At 70.0% G+C, this 16,864-nt stretch carries 15 protein-coding genes and 1 tRNA gene; 4 read left to right on the top strand and 12 right to left on the bottom strand.

From position 1 onward, the window contains the following. On the bottom strand, nt 1–5,349 hold a 5,349-nt coding region (locus V8688_RS08375; RefSeq protein WP_342800547.1), incomplete at its 3' end, for a fatty acid synthase subunit beta domain-containing protein. Between the two features lie 371 nt (nt 5,350–5,720). Here V8688_RS08375 and V8688_RS08370 point away from each other — a divergent pair. Next, nucleotides 5,721–5,802, top strand: a tRNA-Leu gene (locus tag V8688_RS08370). Between the two features lie 622 nt (nt 5,803–6,424). Here V8688_RS08370 and V8688_RS08365 read toward each other — a convergent pair. The 6 genes from V8688_RS08365 to V8688_RS08340 form a co-directional block, all read right to left on the bottom strand. Then, nucleotides 6,425–6,985, bottom strand: a complete 561-nt coding sequence (locus tag V8688_RS08365; RefSeq protein ID WP_342800546.1) for a hypothetical protein — start codon at nt 6,983–6,985, stop codon at nt 6,425–6,427. Between the two features lie 296 nt (nt 6,986–7,281). Beyond that, entirely contained in the window at nt 7,282–7,461 is a 180-nt protein-coding gene (locus tag V8688_RS08360; RefSeq protein ID WP_342800545.1) for a hypothetical protein, read from the bottom strand. 85 nt (nt 7,462–7,546) lie between these two features. Continuing rightward, nucleotides 7,547–8,326, bottom strand: a complete 780-nt coding sequence (locus tag V8688_RS08355) for an acetoacetate decarboxylase family protein (RefSeq protein ID WP_342800544.1) — start codon at nt 8,324–8,326, stop codon at nt 7,547–7,549. 2 nt (nt 8,327–8,328) lie between these two features. Next, nucleotides 8,329–9,129 carry an SDR family oxidoreductase gene (locus V8688_RS08350; RefSeq protein WP_342800543.1) on the bottom strand — a complete coding sequence of 267 codons (801 nt, stop codon included), beginning with the start codon at nt 9,127–9,129 and terminating at the stop codon, nt 8,329–8,331. Between the two features lie 16 nt (nt 9,130–9,145). Next, nucleotides 9,146–10,390, bottom strand: coding sequence for an NADH:flavin oxidoreductase/NADH oxidase family protein (locus V8688_RS08345; RefSeq protein ID WP_342800542.1), 1,245 nt, complete (start codon nt 10,388–10,390; stop codon nt 9,146–9,148). A 34-nt stretch (nt 10,391–10,424) separates the two neighbouring features. Further along, nucleotides 10,425–11,792 carry an NAD(P)-binding domain-containing protein gene (locus V8688_RS08340; RefSeq protein WP_342800541.1) on the bottom strand — a complete coding sequence of 456 codons (1,368 nt, stop codon included), beginning with the start codon at nt 11,790–11,792 and terminating at the stop codon, nt 10,425–10,427. A gap of 147 nt (nt 11,793–11,939) precedes the next feature. Here V8688_RS08340 and V8688_RS08335 point away from each other — a divergent pair, with 147 nt between their 5' ends. Beyond that, nucleotides 11,940–12,533, top strand: a complete 594-nt coding sequence (locus tag V8688_RS08335) for a TetR/AcrR family transcriptional regulator (protein ID WP_342800540.1) — start codon at nt 11,940–11,942, stop codon at nt 12,531–12,533. Between the two features lie 12 nt (nt 12,534–12,545). Here the strand turns inward: V8688_RS08335 and V8688_RS08330 are convergent, their stop codons facing one another. Together V8688_RS08330 and V8688_RS08325 are read right to left on the bottom strand one after the other, a co-directional pair. Next, entirely contained in the window at nt 12,546–12,887 is a 342-nt protein-coding gene (locus tag V8688_RS08330; RefSeq protein ID WP_342800539.1) for a hypothetical protein, read from the bottom strand. 78 nt (nt 12,888–12,965) lie between these two features. Then, a complete protein-coding gene (locus V8688_RS08325; RefSeq protein WP_342800538.1) occupies nt 12,966–13,382 on the bottom strand; it encodes a nuclear transport factor 2 family protein in 417 nt (138 codons plus the stop codon). A 119-nt stretch (nt 13,383–13,501) separates the two neighbouring features. Here V8688_RS08325 and V8688_RS08320 point away from each other — a divergent pair, with 119 nt between their 5' ends. Together V8688_RS08320 and V8688_RS08315 are read left to right on the top strand one after the other, a co-directional pair. Beyond that, a complete protein-coding gene (locus V8688_RS08320; protein WP_218717921.1) occupies nt 13,502–14,092 on the top strand; it encodes a PadR family transcriptional regulator in 591 nt (196 codons plus the stop codon). A gap of 135 nt (nt 14,093–14,227) precedes the next feature. Further along, a complete protein-coding gene (locus V8688_RS08315) occupies nt 14,228–15,409 on the top strand; it encodes a lipase family protein (protein ID WP_218717922.1) in 1,182 nt (393 codons plus the stop codon). Nucleotides 15,410–15,428: 19 nt separating this feature from the next. On the opposite strand, the gene V8688_RS08310 is transcribed toward V8688_RS08315, so the two are convergent. The 3 genes from V8688_RS08310 to V8688_RS08300 are packed head-to-tail and all read right to left on the bottom strand — an operon-like array spanning nt 15,429 to nt 16,852. After that, a complete protein-coding gene (locus V8688_RS08310) occupies nt 15,429–15,629 on the bottom strand; it encodes a hypothetical protein (RefSeq protein ID WP_218717923.1) in 201 nt (66 codons plus the stop codon). Nucleotides 15,630–15,639: 10 nt separating this feature from the next. Continuing rightward, complete coding sequence (locus tag V8688_RS08305; protein ID WP_342800537.1) at nt 15,640–16,233, bottom strand: SRPBCC family protein; 594 nt, start codon at nt 16,231–16,233, stop codon at nt 15,640–15,642. A gap of 34 nt (nt 16,234–16,267) precedes the next feature. Further along, on the bottom strand, nt 16,268–16,852 hold the full coding sequence (locus V8688_RS08300; RefSeq protein ID WP_342800536.1) for a hypothetical protein: 585 nt from the start codon (nt 16,850–16,852) through the stop codon (nt 16,268–16,270). Nucleotides 16,853–16,864: the final 12 nt, after the last annotated feature.

The following is a 16,864-nucleotide window of genomic DNA, read 5'->3' as shown; positions in this document are numbered from 1 at the left end:
GGCGACCGGTGCGGCCGCGGCGGCCGGAGCGGCCGCGGGCGCCTCGGCCGGGGTCTCCTCGATGTCGTCGACCGGCGCGGGATCGGTGTCGGTGGCGTAGACGACCGCGGCGTCGCGCTCGACGTTGACCACCTCGACCGTCGCCCCGCCGAACGCGGGCAGCTTCAGCGTCTGCGAGGCCAGGTTGGCCACCGTCGGGGTGGCGCCGAGGCCGATCTCGACGAAGCGCTCCACGCCGAGGCCGCCGTGGGCGGCGTCGGTGAACAGCAGGTCCTGGGTCTCGATCCAGCGCACCGGGCTGGCGAACTGCCAGGCCAGCAGCTCGATCAGCACCACGCGGCACAGTTCGGCGTCCCGCTCGGCCCAGCTGTCGAAGTCGGCCAGCACGGCGGCCAGCGGCTCGGACGGCACGAGCTCGGCGATCTCGGTGAGGAACGCGCGGTCCAGCGAGAACGGACGCGGCACCAGGTTCGGGATGTAGCGGCCGACGAGCACCTCCGGGTGCACCTCGGCGGGCAGCAGCTGCTCGAGCTTGTGCCGGAACTCCGGGACGCCGTCGCGCAGCACCGAGGAGTGGAACGGCACGTCGATGCCGGGCACCAGGATGAACGCCCGCTTGCCACCGAATTCCTCGCGGCGGCGGTCGATCTCGGTCTCGAGCGCCTCGAGTCCGGCGACCGTGCCCGCGATGGCGTACTGCGAGCCGCGCAGGTTCAGGTTGACGACCTCGAGGAACTCCCCGGTGGCCTCGCCGATGCCGTTGACGAAGTCGATGACCTCGGCGTCCGGCAGCCCGATCTGCGACGGGCGGATGGCGGCCATCCGGTAGTCGCTGCGGCCCTGGGCGTCGCGCGGCACCAGCTCGTGCATGGCCGAGCCACGCTGGAACACCACCTCGAGCACGGCCTCCAGCGGCAGCACCCCGGCGACGGCGGCCAGGGCGTTGTACTCACCGACCGAGTGGCCCGCCAGCATCGCGCCCTCGACGAAGGCGCCGGCCTCGCGCAGCTCGGCGACCTGGGCGACGCCGAGGGTCGCCATGGCGACCTGGGTGAACTGGGTCAGGTGCAGCACGCCGTCCGGGTGCCGGTGCTCGACACCGCGCGCCTTGAGGTAGGTCGGGTTGTCGCGCACCACCGCCAGGATCGAGAAACCGAGGGCTTCGCGGGTGTGCGCGTCGGCGCGCTCCCACACCTGCTTGGCCGCCTTCGAGCGGGTCAGCGCGTCCAGGCCCATCCCCTTGCGCTGGATGCCCTGGCCCGGGAAGGCGTAGACGGTCTTCGGGGCGGCGGTGCGCCCGGTCGCGGTCATGACCAGGTCACCGTCGACGCGGCAGGAGACCTCGATGATCTCGCTGCCCGCGTCCACCGCGATCCGCTCCACCCGCACGTCGACGGTCGCGCCGGGGCGCACCATGCCGAGGAACCGGGTGGTCCAGGCCGTGAGAGTGCGTGCGGGAACGGAGCTTTCGGGATCCACGGCGACCACGGCGTGCTGGGCGGCGGCCGAGAGCCACATGCCGTGCACGATCGGGCTGCCCAGCCCGGCCAGCTTGGCCGCGGCGTCGGAGGTGTGGATCGGGTTGTGGTCGCCGGAGACCGTGGCGAACGCGTGCATGGCGCGCGGGGCGGTCATGGACACGTCGCGGCGACGGCGGCGCGGGGTGTCGGTGGCCTCGGCCGAGACCGTTCCGGCCGCGCGCGGCGGATCGGTGAGCTCGCCCGCGCCGTTGCGGCCGCGGATCGCGAACCGCTCGACCAGACGGGCCAGCGGGGCAGGCTCGAGGCCCTGATCCAGGATCAGGCCGACGTGCACGGTCACCTCGACGACCCGGCCCATGTCGGTGTCGACGACCGCGCCGCTCTCGGCGCGCACCACGAGAATGCCGGTCTCGGCGGGCAATTCGCTCAGCAGCTGGATCTGGTGATCCAGGTGCACCAGGTCGAGCATGCCCTCGATCACCGAGCCGCCGTTGCCGGTGCGGGCCGCGCCGAGCACCGCGAAGACCGCGGGCCAGCAGGCGCCGACGAGCACGTCGGGCGCGGTGCGGCCGAGGGTGCTCAGGGTGGCGGGCAGGCCGGAACCGGTGACACCGGCGTGGTCGGCGACCAGGTCCGGCATCCAGGCCAGGTTGAGGTGCGCCACACCGGCTTTCACCTCGGGCAGCGACTGGCCGGCGGCCACGCCGAGCAGCGCCGACATGGCGGTCTCGGCGTCGGCCTCGGTGATCACCGGCGCGCCGCCGGAGTAGACGCTCGTCGGCACGGTGATGCGGATCTTCACCGCGTCGCGGCCGAGCAGCGGCACGGCCAGCTCGACGTAGCCGAATTCGGCTTCGGGACCGGAGACCTCGGTCAGCGTCGCGCCGGTGCTCTGGTGCACCGCGACGCCCTGCTCCACGACCCATTCGTTCGGGGCGCCGAGCCGGTGCACCGGGTTGACGGTGGTGCGTCCGGCCCACTGCACGTCGGGAGCCGCGAGCACGGTGTCGAGCGAGCCGGACACCACCCCGGCGACGCGACGCGCGTCGACCGGCGCGGGCACGACGCCGGCGCGGACCAGGCTGTAGGCGGTGTCCTGCTCGAACCGGTCGAGCAGCTCGCCGACCGGCTCGTCGACCCGGGTGATGCCGGCGACGGCGACGGTGCCGGGGATGATGCACACCTGGTCGGCCGAGTAGCGCGGATCATGGGCCTGCCACAGCGAATCCGAGCGCCACCAGCGTCGCACGTCGGCGTCGACGACGGGCACGAAGTTCACCGGCTTGCCCGGGGTCTTGCACAGCGCGACGAAGAACGGCACGTCGGCGGGGTGCAGCACGGTCTCGGCGACCGCGGGGTACTGCTTCTTGAGCGCGCACAGCGCCTGCACCGGGTGTTCGAAGGCCTCGTCGTCGGCGAACAGCGTCTCGATCTCGCCGCTGTCGGCGGGGTGCAGCCGGGCTTCGGTGCGCCGCATCATCTCCGCGAACCGGTCGCGCCAGCTGATGTCGAGCCAGTCCGAGCGGGTGGCGTCGATGATCGCGTCGCCGATGTCGCTGCCGCAGTCGAACGAGATCGGGACCTCGCTCGAGACCGCCAGCGAGACATAGCGTTCCAGCCACTGCTGGTAGGTCATGGTGGCGACGTCACCGAAGTAGGGCTTGGCGGTGGCGTCGAGCGCCGCGATGATCTCGGCGCGACGCGCGGCGACGGCCTCGGCGTCACCGGCGACCTCGTCGAGCAGGCGGCCGGTGCGCGAGGCGGCGTTGTCGATCTCGTGGATGTCGGCGCCGAGCTGGCTGCGGCCGGAGGCCATGCCACCGCTGGCGGTGCCCGCACCGACCCAGTCGGGGGTGCCGGGGGTGTCGACGAGCAGCTGCTTGACCTCGGGGGCGGTGGTCGCCTCCAGGGTGGCCATGGCGGCGGTGCCGACCAGGACGCCGTCCAGCGGCATCACCGGGTAGCCGTGGCCGGTGGCCCAGGTGCCGGTGAGGTAGTCGGTGGCCCGCTCGGGCGTGCCGATGCCACCGCCGACGCAGACCACCACGTTGGCGCGGCTGCGCAGCTCGGCGTAGGTGGCCAGCAGCAGGTCGTCGAGGTCTTCCCAGGAGTGGTGCCCGCCGGCCTTGCCGCCCTCGATGTGCATGATCACCGGGTAGTCCGGCACGGCGTCGGCGATGCGCAGCACCGCGCGGATCTGGGCGACGGTGCCCGGCTTGAAGGCGACGTGGCTGATGCCCGCTTCGGTCAGCTCCTCGATCAGCGCGACGGCTTCCTCGAGCTCGGGGATGCCCGCGGTGACGATGACGCCGTCCAGCGGCGCACCCGCCGCACGCGCATTCTGCACCAGGCGCTTGCCGCCCAGCTGCAGCTTCCACAGGTACGGGTCGAGGAACAGCGAGTTGAACTGCACCGCGCGGCCCGGCTGCAGCAGCTGGCGCAGCTCGGTCATCCGGTCGGCGAAGATCTGCTCGGTGACCTGACCGCCGCCGGCCAGCTCGGCCCAGTGGCCCGCGTTGGCCGCGGCGGCGACGATCTTGGCATCGACGGTGGTCGGGGTCATGCCGGCCAGCAGGATCGGCGAGCGGCCGGTCAGCTTGGTGAACGCGGTCTCGACGACGATGCGGCCGTTGGGCAGCCGCACCGGCTTCGGCGCGAACGCCGACCACGGGGTGGCGGGCTCGGGCGCGGCGCCCGGGGTGAGCAGGCTGCGCTGGCCCGGACGGGTGGCGGCGGCGATCACGCCGACGCCGGTGCCCTTGAGCGAACCGCCGGTGATGCGCGAGAGCAGGTCGCCGGGGCCCAGGTCCAGGATCCATTCCGCGCCCGCCTCGACGACTTCGTCGACGGTGGCGACCCAGTCGATCGGATCGACCAGCACCTGCTGGGTCAGGGAGGCGGCGAGGTCGGCGTCGAGCTCGCACTGGCGGGCCCAGCCGGTGACCAGGTCGACGGTCTCGGCCAGCGCCGGGTGGTGGAAGGCGACGTCGACGGAGATGTCCTCGAACACGGGCGCGAAGACCGCGCCACCGCGCGACTTGCTCTCCCGCTCGCGGGTCTGCTCGTCGTGCAGCTGGGCGCAGCGCACGCGCACCCGATCGATCTGCGCCGGGGCGCCCGACAGCACGACGCGCCTGCGCCCGTTGCGGATCGACACCACCGCGGCGATCGCGGGGTCGACGCCCTCGGCGACCTCGGCGACGATCGCCCGCAGCTGTTCCGGGTCGACATTGGACACCGCGACCATCGGCGAACGCTCGCCGACCGGCATCAGCCCGCGCCTGCGCGCGACCAGCCCGGCCGCGGCACCGATGAACTGGGCGATGGCCAGCAGTTCGGCGTCGCGCTCACCACGGGCCTCGACCGCGGCGGCGGCCAGCAGCCCCTGCGAGTGCCCGACGATCGCGACCGGCGCGTGCTCGGTCGGGTCCAGGCCCTGCAACCGCAGCGCCTTGATGGCCGCGAGCTGGGCCAGCAGCACACCGGGCATCGACACCGCGGCCGAGCGCAGCACCGCGTCGGCGGGCGCCGAGGACGGCTCGTCCGGCTCGTCCAGCTCGCTCTCCAGCATCCAGCCCATCGGGTCGAAGCCGCCGGGACGGACCACCAGCAACTGCGCCGCAACCGGCTCGACCAGTGCTTCGGCCGCGTGCACCAGCGCGGTCAGCTCGGACTCGAGCGCACTGTCGCGACCGATCTCCTCGAGCTCGCGCAGCCACTGCGCACCCTGCCCACCGAACGCCAACGCGTACCCGGCCCCGTCGCGCAGCTGCTCCAGCAGCGCTGCGCGGACACCCGATGCCTGGCCACGACCACCAGCTTTCGCGGTCGACCCCGTGCCCATCTCGGTGCTCTCGTTGATCGTCAAGACGCTCGACTTCCTTCTCCTGGCGCTCCGCCCACCGACGGCACGCACACGTATCCGGCAGCCCCTCGGGCCTGTTGGGAGCCACGATCGCACAAAATCATGAGGAAAGCCTCACGTTTCTCGTCCCGGCGGCAGCTACCGCCGAGTATTTCTGTACGCTCGTGCCAGTTTTTTCTGAAACATGACTCCGCCTCATGTTCAAACCGCAGGTCCAGCCCGTTACTTCACTTCGCAAACATGAGTGGCCCTCATGTTGAGGTATATCGAATCGTTATAATCCCAGGTCGTGTTACCGGCGAGTACGCCACGCCGCCGGAACGCTTCGCGAAGCCGGATTTGCCCGGTAGAGTTTGGACGGTCGTACACATCCAGCGCGAGTGGCGAAATTGGCAGACGCGCCAGATTTAGGTTCTGGTGTCCACGGACGTAGGGGTTCAAGTCCCCTCTCGCGCACAGTTTTCCAGCGGTTGCGCTGGTCGTGCCCGGACCCGTGGTCGAGTGCGCTCGCCCACGAAGGCCTCGATACATCAATCCCCTGACCTGCATGAATGCCGTTTTCGCCCGGCAGATCCGTCGGCCCCGCGAGCCCGGCCAGCCGTGCCCGACGGCTCCTGCGGCCGGGCAGGCTCCCGTGATCGAGCCGATCATTCTGCCGCCGCCCTCGCTCCGGGAACGAGTTAACGGCTTCTCACCGGCCCGAACACCGCCGCGAGAGGCAGACAGGAACCCGCCTGCGGGACGAGTGCGGTCGACGAGGAGAGACACGTGACCACTCGCGCCGTCCTCGACGCCCTGGGCCGACAACCCGGAATCCACCCGCCACTGCCGCGTCCGGCCACCACGGCGACGATCCCGCACTGGACTTTGCCGCCACAGCTACATCTCAGAGTTGGGCCATGGGCGAGGATGCGCCCGCGGTTCGCATCGGTTACCGAGTCGCCGTCGACGCCGAGTGCGACGACATCGGACGCGCGCGGGATCCCCTACAAAGAGCGAGACTCCCGGCGCGACGGCGTTCACCGCAGCAGTACCGGGAGTCCCTTAGCCGGAGGCAGTTGCCTGCCGACTCACCTTCTCAGGGCAGGACCTGTGGAATGGCCTCGGGGTTCACGTGGCCCACATACCCACCGATGAGGGCGCCGATGGCCGCGTGGGGCAGGACGCCGAGGACGAGGCAGATCGGGTAGCCCACGCCCAGCAGGATCACCGACGGCAGGCAATTGACCAGGGTGGCGAGTGCGCCGATGCCGGCACCAGCGAGGGCACCGTTGACCACCGGGTCGGAGTTCTCGGCCTTCGGATCGGTCGTGACGTCGTGCAGTCCGGCCTCGACCACATCCGAAACCACAGGAGCGACCACATCCGAGGCCACGGGGACAGCCTCCTCCGCGAGGGAGCTTTCGCCGGAAAGCTCGGTGTCCTGCGCAATCTCCACGGCCGCCGGGGTGGCGGACCCGAACGAGAACCCGGCGATGGCAGTCTCGTAGCCGTCACCCTGGACGGCCATCGCGACAGCGGATTGCGCCTGCTGGTCGGCGGAGGCATCCGCCGACGCGACACCGCTTCCAGCGAAGGTGACTGCCACGACCACCGGCAGTGCACCGAGAAGAATATTCCGAGTTGAGCGCTTGAACACTTAAGTACTCCCTCTCGACCTTTTGCCCCCGACTGGACCAACCGAATGTCGACCGGGCTATTAGTAATAGCTTCCCAATATCAAAAGCAACTTTTGTGATCTATTTCACATTGACAGAACTGGACCCATCCGAGTGGACAACTCGCCCACAAGAGTGAGCACGTGGCGATGGGCGAGGATTATCCGGGCGCTCCGACCCCGTGAAAGTCAGCAATGGCTCGCGAGTCCGACCGCAAGGAGTTCGTCGAGGTCGGCCTGCCGAATGAACGGCGACATATCCGGCACCTGCTCACCATTCAGGCCATGGCCGGCACGTCGCGAACGGTGTTGTGCCGCAGTGGGTCACCGTCGCCGCGCAGCATGCCCTTGAATTTCCGGAACGGAAACACCGCGGTCCGCCGTGCGATGCACAGCCCATTCTTCTTCCGAGCCGCACCCGGCCCGAGCGGGTCGAGATCGCGACGAAGCAGGGGCATCGAATTCGGGATACTCCCGACCGATTCCGAAATCCGCAGTCACAATCTCGCCCCCAAGCGGCGGCTGTCTTCGGAGCCGCCGCGATCACAAAGTCCGGGGACGCAGTCGACTGGCCGCGAAGAGCGGGGTGAGTGGCCGGAGCGGAATCGGTGGCACCCACACACCCAGCAGATCGACCCGATGGAGCCTGGCTTCGAGCACGCGGCCGATGCCCATCTGGTCGAGGGGATCGCGCTCTGATCCGTGGACTGTCAGCTGGAAGTCCTCGATCCGGCGGACCTCGACCACTCGCTCTCGTGGGGTGAAACCCACCAGCCAGGACGGGAAGACACCGGCGAGGCCGACCACATTGCGGTGCGGGCGGGCCAGGATCGGTGGCGAATCGGGCAGGATCGCGCCGAGGGAGCCGCTCATGCGGAGGAGTTCGTGCCCACGGCGGGTGGCCGTCGCACGGATCTCCGTGTCGGTGACGGACCAGTCGACCTCGCCCAGCTTCTTCGGGTAGCCGAGCAGTTCTCGGCCGATGATCAAGGCCACGTCGTCGTCGAGGATCATCCAAGGGCAATGGATTCCGGTGCCCTGCATGGTTTTGACGTGTACGAACAGCCCGGCCTCGTGGTATCCGGGCGAACCGAAGTTGTTGTCCGGGAAGCACGCGGTGAACAGGTCCGCCCGCGCGGGTTCGGTCAGCCGGACCCCGGCGGGCAACCACCGGCGCATCCGGTCCGGGTCGATCTCGACGGTCGCGCTGAAGTAGTGGGCGTCGCGGTAGAGACTCCGGCGCGGGTCGCCTATCGTGAGCGCGCGGCGCAGATCGGTGCTCAGTGAGCGTCCGGCGGTGCGGAGGGCCGGTTCCCAGCCCATGCCTACGTCACCTTCCGGTAGACGGCACGCAGCAGCGGTCCGACGAGCGCGCGCGGGGTGTACTGGCCGCCGACGGTCTGCGCCTTGGCGAACAGGCCGGGCACGACCCGGCGCCGTCCGGCCGCCATGCCCGCGATCGCCTGCGCCGCGGCGTGTTCCGCGCTCACCCAGAGCGGGCCGGGAACCAAGCGGTCGAGCTCGGGAACCTCGGCCACCTCGGCGTATTCGGTGCGCACCGGTCCGGGCGCGAGCAGTGTGCACTGCACCCCGGTACCTGCCAGTTCGCCGTGCAGGGACTCGGCCAGGGTGTTGGCGAACGCCTTGGACGCGGCATAGGTGGCGTTGCCGGGGCCGGGCTGATTGCCCGCGGTCGAGCCGGTGATCAGGATCGCACCCGCATCGCGCGCCACCATGCCGGGCAGCACGGCGAGCGTCAGGTCGTGCACCGCGACGGTGTTCACCTCGACCTGACTTCGTTCGCGCGCCGGATCGGCGGCGGCGAGGTCACCGTAGGTGGCGAAGCCCGCGTTGTTGCACAGCACGGCGATGTCGCGGCCGGCGAGCTCATCGCACAGCTTCGCGCGTTCGGCCAGGTCGGCGAGGTCGACGGCGCGAACCTCGGCGTCGACGCCGTGGCGCGCGGCGAGCCGGTCGGCCAGTTCGCGCAGCCGGTCCTCCCGGCGCGCCACCAGGATCAGGGAGTATCCGCGCTGGGCGAGTCCTTCGGCGAGCGCGGCGCCGATGCCGGACGACGCACCGGTGACGACGGCCCTGTTGCTCGGCGTGGGAGTGGGAAGCGACATGGGGTCTCCTAGGACGTCAGAACTGGGTGAGTGCGCGCGCGGTCACGGTGGTGCCCGCGGCGGCCAGCGTGCGCACCGCTCCGGGGCCGGCCACCTGCTTGTCCCCCGCCGCGATGCGCCGGAAATTGGCCGCGTGCCAGGCGAGCTGGAGGTAGGAATTGATCGGGGTGGCGGCGGGGAGCGGGATGCGCGGCGCGGTGGGCAGGTCCTGCGGATCACCGGCCCCGGCCAGCAGTTCGGCCGCGATGCCGGGCCGCACCGCGAACGGGCGGCCCAACCCGATCACGTCGACCGCGCCGTCGGCGAGCACCTCGTCGATGAAGGCGCGGGTGCGGACCCCGCCGGTGAGCATCAGCGGCATCGCCGAGCGGGCGCGCAGTTCCCTCGCATAGCGCAGAAAGTACGCTTCGCGCTCGCGGGCGCCGTCGCGCACCACGCCGGTCATCGCGGGAGCTTCGTAGTTCTCGCCGGAGATCTCCAGCAGATCGATGCCCGCCTGTTCGAGCGCGAGGGCGACCTCGAGCGATTCGGCTTCGGCCAGTCCCCCGCGCTGGAAGTCGGCCGAGTTGAGCTTCACCGACACGACGGCAGCGGGCCCGATCGCCGCGCGCACGTCGGCCACGACTTCCAGCAGCAGCCGACGACGGTTCTCGGGACTGCCGCCGTAGCGGTCGGATCGCTGGTTGGCGACGGGTGAGAGGAACTGCGAGAGCAGATAGCCGTGGGCAGCGTGCACCTGCGCGCCGGAAAAGCCCGCGGCCACCGCGAGTTCAGCGGTGCGCGTGTAACGGCGGCGCAGGTCGGCGATGTCGTCGAGGCTCAGCGCGCGTGGCTTGCGCAGGTTGAAGCCGAGCGCCCGCGGTCGCAGCGCCGAGGGGCCGACCGGGCGGCGGTGCAGTGGCCCGACCGCGACGCGTCCGGGGTGGTTGATCTGCATGACCATGATCGCCCCTTCACGCGATCCCGCGCGCGCCCAATTGCCGACGGCCTCGAGATGGCGATCGTCTTCGAGCGTCACATTGCGCGGCTCGACGTAGGCGCGGCGGTCGATCATGACATTGCCGGTGATCAGCAGACCCGCCCCGCCGCGCCCCCACGCGCTGTAGAGCCGGGTCAGCGTCGTGCTGGGCGCGCCGGTGATTTCCCCGAGCTGTTCGCTCATGGCGGCCTTGGCGATCCGGTTGGGTAGCCGAACTCCGCACGGCAACGTCAACGGACTGTCGACGGCGACGACGCGGGGCGAACGATTCTCCGGTGGCATGGCGAACTCCTGGTGTGGCGTAGTGGATTTCGGGTCAAGCGATGAGGCGAGCGGCGGCGAGGATCGGGCGCAGCAGGAACCGTGGCGCGTGCTCGGCGGACGCGGTCGGTCGCGGGGGCTCCCCGGCTCCCGGCAGCAGGTCTCGGGCGGTCAGCAACTGGGCCAGCGCGCGCACCAGCCATCGGCCGCGCAGCACTTCCCAGCGCAATTCCGGTCCGCCGGCGAGGATTTCGGCGGACGGCTCACACAGGCGCGCGTAGAGGTCGCCGACCGGGACGCGCAGGCGCGGTTGGAGCAGGGCGGCTTCGGCGAGCAGCCGGGAGCTGTTCATCAGCAGCTTGCCCGCGCCCGAGCGCGGTGCGACCAGACCGGCGAAGTACAGGTTCGCCAGGCCGGGCGCGAAGGTGTGCGAGACCAGTCGGGGCTGCCCGTCGCGCCATTCGAGCAGGCCCTCGCGCACGAACGGGAAGGTGGTGTGGAACCCGGTCGCCCAGACGATGGTGTCGTAGGTACCGCTCGTGCCGTCGGTGAAATGCACGGTGCGGCCGTCGAAGCGCGCGATCTCCGGCCGCACGGCGATCCGGCCGTGCTTGAGAAAGTACGGGAGCTGCTGGTTGACCACGAGATCCTGATCGAAGATCCGGTGCTCGGGCTTGGCCAGTCCGAAGCTCTCGTATCTGCCCATTCCGACGATGACCAGCGACCGGAACACGGCCTCCTGCACCACCCGGGGCACCGGCACCGAACCGACGTCGAAGCATCCGCTCGGGATTCCCAGCACGTATTTCGGGAGGAACCAGTAGCTGCGGCGCAGTGAGATCTCGGCGGTGCCGAAGGTGATCGCGGCCTCGACCGCCAGATCGCAGCCGGAGTTGCCCGCCCCGACCACGAGCACCCGCGAGCCGTCGAGGTCGGTGGGGCGCTTGTAGTTCTTGGAGTGGATCTGCTTGCCGGTGAATTCACCCGGATAGGACGGGATCTTGACATCCCAGTAGTGGCCGTTGGCGACCACGACTCCGGCGTACTCACGGACTCTGCCATCGGCGAGTCGGACCCGCCAGCCGGTCAGGCCCGCCGCGTCGAGCGGCGCGACCTCGGTCACCAGGGTGTCGAACTCGATGCGGTGGTCCAGGCCGAACTCGGTCGCGAAGCCGCGCAGGTAGTCGCGCATCTGGGCCGCGCTGGGAAAGTCGGGGTAGTTCTCCGGCATCGGGTAGTCCGGGTATTCGGTGACGCCCTTGGAACTGATCAGGTACGTGGAGTCGTACACCCCGTGCGACCAGTTGCCGCCGATCGCCGCCGTGGCCTCGACATGGTCGTAGTCCAACCCCAGATCCGCGTAGGCCTTGGCCACCGCCAACCCGGTGTATCCAGCCCCGATGATGCAGTACCGACGCGCCATGGCCACCTCCGGAAAAAGCTACACTCACTGTAGCTACAGTGTGTGTAGTATTTGCCGAGCGTCGGCCGATGTCAAGCCGACCGACGAGACGGAGAGGTGGTCGGCACGCGCATGGCCGAACGAAGAAGTCGCGCTTACGCACCGCGAATGGCGCCGGAGCAGCGGCGCGAACAGCTGCTCGACGCCGTCTTGCGGGTCATCGTCGAGCAGGGCGTCCACAAGGTTTCCATCGACACCGTGGCGCGGGCGGCCGAGGTCAGCAGGCCGGTCGTCTACGGCCTGTTCACCGATTCGGACCAGTTGCTGCGCGCCTCACTCGACCGCGAGGAGACCGCCGCGCTGACCCAGATGTCCGCGGCGGTGCCGAACCGCACGTCGCACGATCCGGCCGCGGAACTCGCGGGCAGTCTCGAGCATTTCCTCACGGCCGTGCTGGACGCTCCCGACCGCTGGCGGGCCATCTTCCTCATCGCCGACGCCAGCACCCCCGCCTTCCGCCACCGGCTCGACCGCGGACGGCAGACCTTCATCGCGGCACTGACTACCTTCGTCCGGGAGTCCTGCCCACCCGAACGCCTGCCCACCCTCGATGTCGAACTCACCGCCCGCACCCTGTACGCGCTGTTCTGGGAGGCGGGCCGACTCGTCCTCGCCGACCCCGAAGCCTTTCCACCACAGCGCATCCGCGACTACGCCGACACCCTCATCCCCGCCCTCCCCGTCTTCCACGCACCCCACTGACCGCGCGCCGATCTACACCGGCGAATCCAGCGCGCTCGCCGCGACCGGAGCCAAGGACGGCCGCTTGGCAACCCGGCCCTCCCCGGACGACGTGCCGGTGACCCGACGCAGCAGCCACGGCGCCAGAAACCCGTACACCCAACGTAATTCGGCGGCCACGGCCGCCACCGCGCCCTGCCGGGCCGGGTCCTGCGGCAACGACTCCGCCCGGCCACTGCCGGATCCGGGCAGCTCCAGCACCTCGGCCAGGGCCTCGGCGATGCGCTGGTGTCCCAGCGGGCCGGCGTGCAGACCGCCTCGAGGTGCCGCCCGATCGCGGCCGCGATCGAAGTCCGGCCGGAGCAGGTCGTTCACGCCGGCGGTCCCGTCACCGGCCCCTTCGGTCTGACTGTCCCCCACAGCGCGACAGAGCGGAGAACGCGGGCCGCTCGCTCACCGCGCGGCCTCGCGCTCGATCGCTTCCCTGGCTTCCCGCTGGATGCGCGGGAACTGTTCGGCCATGCGGGCGGCCAGCGCCTGGGCCGCCGAGAGCGGTCGCACCATCACCGTGAACTCGTCGATGCGGCCGTCGTCGTCGAAGTGCAGGAAGTCGCAGCCCGTCAACTGCAAGCCGTCCACGGTGGCTTCGAACACCAGCGCGTGGTCGGGCCCTTGCGCCGCACCGATCTCGCGCACATAACGGAAGTCCTCGAAGACCCGCAAAACCCCGCGCAGAATCGCCGCCGTCACCGCCTTGCCGGGGTACGGCGCGAAAGCGACCGGGCTGGTGAACACCACATCGTCGGCCAGCAGTTCTTCGACGTTATCCAGATTCTTCGACTCCACCGCGGCCCGAAACCGTTGATGCACCTGTGCCTCCTAGGCAAATAATTGATTAGGTCGAACGAGGCTATCCCCAGCGTGCACCGCTGTCCAGGATGGTGTCACCATTGACCGAATTCACCATTCAGGTCCGGTAGGCTTGCTCGATGGCGTTACGACACGCGGTCTTGGCCGCCCTCCTGGACGGCGAGGCGTCCGGCTACGACCTGGCCAAGCAATTCGACGCGTCGGTCGCGAACTTCTGGATGGCGACCCCGCAGCAGTTGTACAAGGAGCTCGAGCGAATGACGGCCGACGGCCTCATCGCGGCGCGGGTCGTCGAGCAGGAGAAACGCCCGAACAAGCGGCTGCATTCGATCACCGAGTCCGGGCGGGCGGCGCTGCGGGCTTTCATCGCCGATTCGACCAAACCCACCGTCATCCGCGACGAGATGCTGGTCAAGATCCAGGGCATGGACTCCGGCGACGCCCCGGCCGTCGAGGCCGTCCTGGTCGAGCGAATCGGCTGGGCGGAGGCGAAACTCGCCCGCTACGAGCGGTCGCGGACCCGGATGCTCGCCGGCCGCAGCGAACAGGCCTACCTCAGCGAATCCGTCCACATCGGCCCCTACCTGACCCTGCTGCGCGGCATCGCCTTCGAGCAGGAGAACATCCGCTGGGCACAGTTCAGCCTCGACGCCATCCGTCGCCGCCGCACGGCAGCGCTCGATCCGGTCGATCGACTCGTGCCGCCGTGAGCTTTCCCACGGGATCGGGCATCGAATTCCATCGAATGCACTACGCTCGCGGACGCGAACTAGAACAGGTTCCAGGGGTGGGGGCATTCGATGCGGGCAAGGGAAATCACGGCGATACGGGCAGCGGTGGCCGGCATGGCGGTCGCGCTTTCGACGGCGTGCGCGGGGTGGGCCGCGGCAGTGCCACCGCCGCACCAGGATTCGTTCTACGCCGAGCCCGCCGATCTCGCGGACCTCCCCAACGGAACGGTGCTCGCGTCCCGTGTGGTCGAGCCGAAGTCGTTCTTGCTGCCGCTACCCGCGCACGCGTGGCAGGTGCAGTACAAGACGATCGACAACCACGGGGCACCCCGCGCTTTTGTCGCGACAGTGCTTGTGCCGCACGGGGAATGGACCGGCGCCGGACCACGGCCGCTGCTGTCCTATCAGGTCGCCGAGGACGGTGTGGGTGCGCGCTGCGCGCCCTCGTACGCACTGCGTGGTGGGATCGACGGCGTCCCGAGCAACGCCTATACCGAGACCGGCATGATCCGGTTCGCCCTGCAACAAGGGTGGACCCTGGTCGTGCCCGACTATCAGGGGCCCGATTCCGATCTGTTCGGCGCCGAAGGGTATGTCCACGGCGTGCTGGACGGTATCCGAGCGGCCAGAGCGTTCGCGCCCGCGGCGGTCGACCCCGCGGCGCCGATCGGCATGTGGGGCTACTCCGGCGGGGCGCAGGCCACCGCCATCGCCGCGCAGCAGCAGCGCGGCTACGCCCCGGAGCTGCCGGTGACCGGGGTGGCGCTGGGCGGGATCGTCGCCGATCTGGAGGCCACCATGGCCGGGTTCAGCGGTGGCATCGCGGGCGGGGGCGCGGTGGTCGGACTGGTGGGGCTGGACCGGTCCTATCCCGACGCCGATGTGGCCGGATACCTCAATGAAGCCGGTCGCGCGATGATGGCCGCGAGCCGGGCCGATTGCCTGCTCGACGCCGCTGTCGCGTATCCCTTCCTCGACGCGGCGACGCTGGAAGCGTGGCCGGGATCGATCACGGACAACCCCGCGTTGAGCGAGGTGGTGCGACGGGCCAGTCCTCTGTTCCGTCCGGGCGCACCCACCGCGCCGGTGCTGATCTACCACGCGGTCGCCGACGAATTCGCACCTGTCGCCGCGGCGCGCGCGATGGCCGGGAAATACTGCGCCGACGGGATCGCGGTGGAGCTGGTCGAGCATTCGTTCGGCGAGCACGGCACCGAGGCCATGGTGGGACTACCGACGGCCCTGACGTATCTGGCCGACCGATTCGCCGGCAGGCCCGCGGTAAGCACCTGCTGAGCGCGCTCGTGGCCGGCGGTCAGGTCATCGTGGTGCGGGCGCACACACTGCGCCACCCACAGGGCAAGCCGCAGGTGGCGACGACCCTGGTCGCGATGTGGCCGTCGACGAGAGCGCTGACCAGGTGGGCCTGTGCCGGGTAGCCACAGGCGCCGCAGGTGCCGAAGTAGTTGAGAATTTCCTGGCTGACCCCGGCGGCATAGTTCGGAACCGGCTCCACGATGTGTCCTTCAGCGGTAGTAGTTCGCCCATCTCCCGAGCACGACCCGGACGAACGGGCGGAGGAACAACGCGGTCCAGCTCAGCCGCAGGAAGGCGAAGATCGCCGGTCGGCCGGCGATCGTCCACCGCATCACCGTTGTGCCGTCGGATGTTTCGGTGAGATCGAAATCCATGGTGTAGGACTCGATCAGCAGCGGGATCGAGGTCTTGATCCCGGCCACGCTCAGCCGGGTGTGCGGATCGCGGCGGGTGACCTGCTCGGCGGCGGCGAAGACGATGCCGTCGAGCGTGCGGACGGTGCCCGGACCACGCCGCTGGTCGCGGTAGGTGACCCCCTCGATCATCGGGATCCAGGTGAAGGCGCCGTCCTCGAGCGCGGACCACACCTCCCAGGGCAGGGCGGGGAAGTGCTGCTCGACCGTCATCCGGAAGGTCGGACGCCGGGTCTCGATCAGCAGGATCGCCTGGTCGTCGACCGGCGGGATCTCGGTGCCGAGCAGGCGGGCGGCGCGGCGCTGCGCGACGACGACAGCGGCGAGTCCGGCTCCCGCGGCGACCACGAGAGCGCCGAGCGCGGAGCCGAGCAGAACGAGCCAAACCATGTGCAGCGCAGTCCTTGTCGCGTAAGTAGAGGTCTCAGGGGTTGGTGCGCAGCAACGGCGAGGACACCTTGCTCGTCAGCCATCGGTCCCCGGATTTCGTCAGCGACAAAGTGATCGACAGCTGACCGCGCCGGGGCTGCTGCTGTGTTCCGACGCTGGCGATGGACTGGTCGACGACCACGATCGCTTCGGCGGTGTCGGCGCCACTGGTGGCGATCGCGCAATCCACGGTGCCCGCCGTCGACTGCACCTGGCCCTGGATCAGCACCTCGCGCAGGTCGGCGCTGGTGGACTCGAATTCCTGCTTCCACGCACCGGTCGCCCGATCGAGCACGGCGGTGAAGTAGGCGTCGAGGTCGGTGGCGTCGTAGGTCGACAGCACCGAGCCGTACGCGCAGGCGGCGGCCCGCGCGTCGGTGCGGGATCGCTCGAGTTCCCCGGCACGGTGGTTCTGCCAGCCGAAGTAGCCACCGGCGGCGCAGCCCCCGATGCCCAGGGCGATCGCCAGGGCGACCACGATCGCGGTGGTGCGCGGCCGACGGGCCGACGACACTGCCGCGGGGCCGGCCTCCTCCGGCGTCTCCGGCGCGGTGACTGCGGAATCCTCGGTGTCGGTCATGGGGTTCCTCTC

The organism is Nocardia sp. No.11 (genome assembly GCF_038752175.1).
Lineage (GTDB): Bacteria > Actinomycetota > Actinomycetes > Mycobacteriales > Mycobacteriaceae > Nocardia > Nocardia canadensis.
The sequence above is the reverse complement of the archived record's forward strand: the minus strand, read 5'-3'. Positions and strand labels throughout refer to the sequence as shown.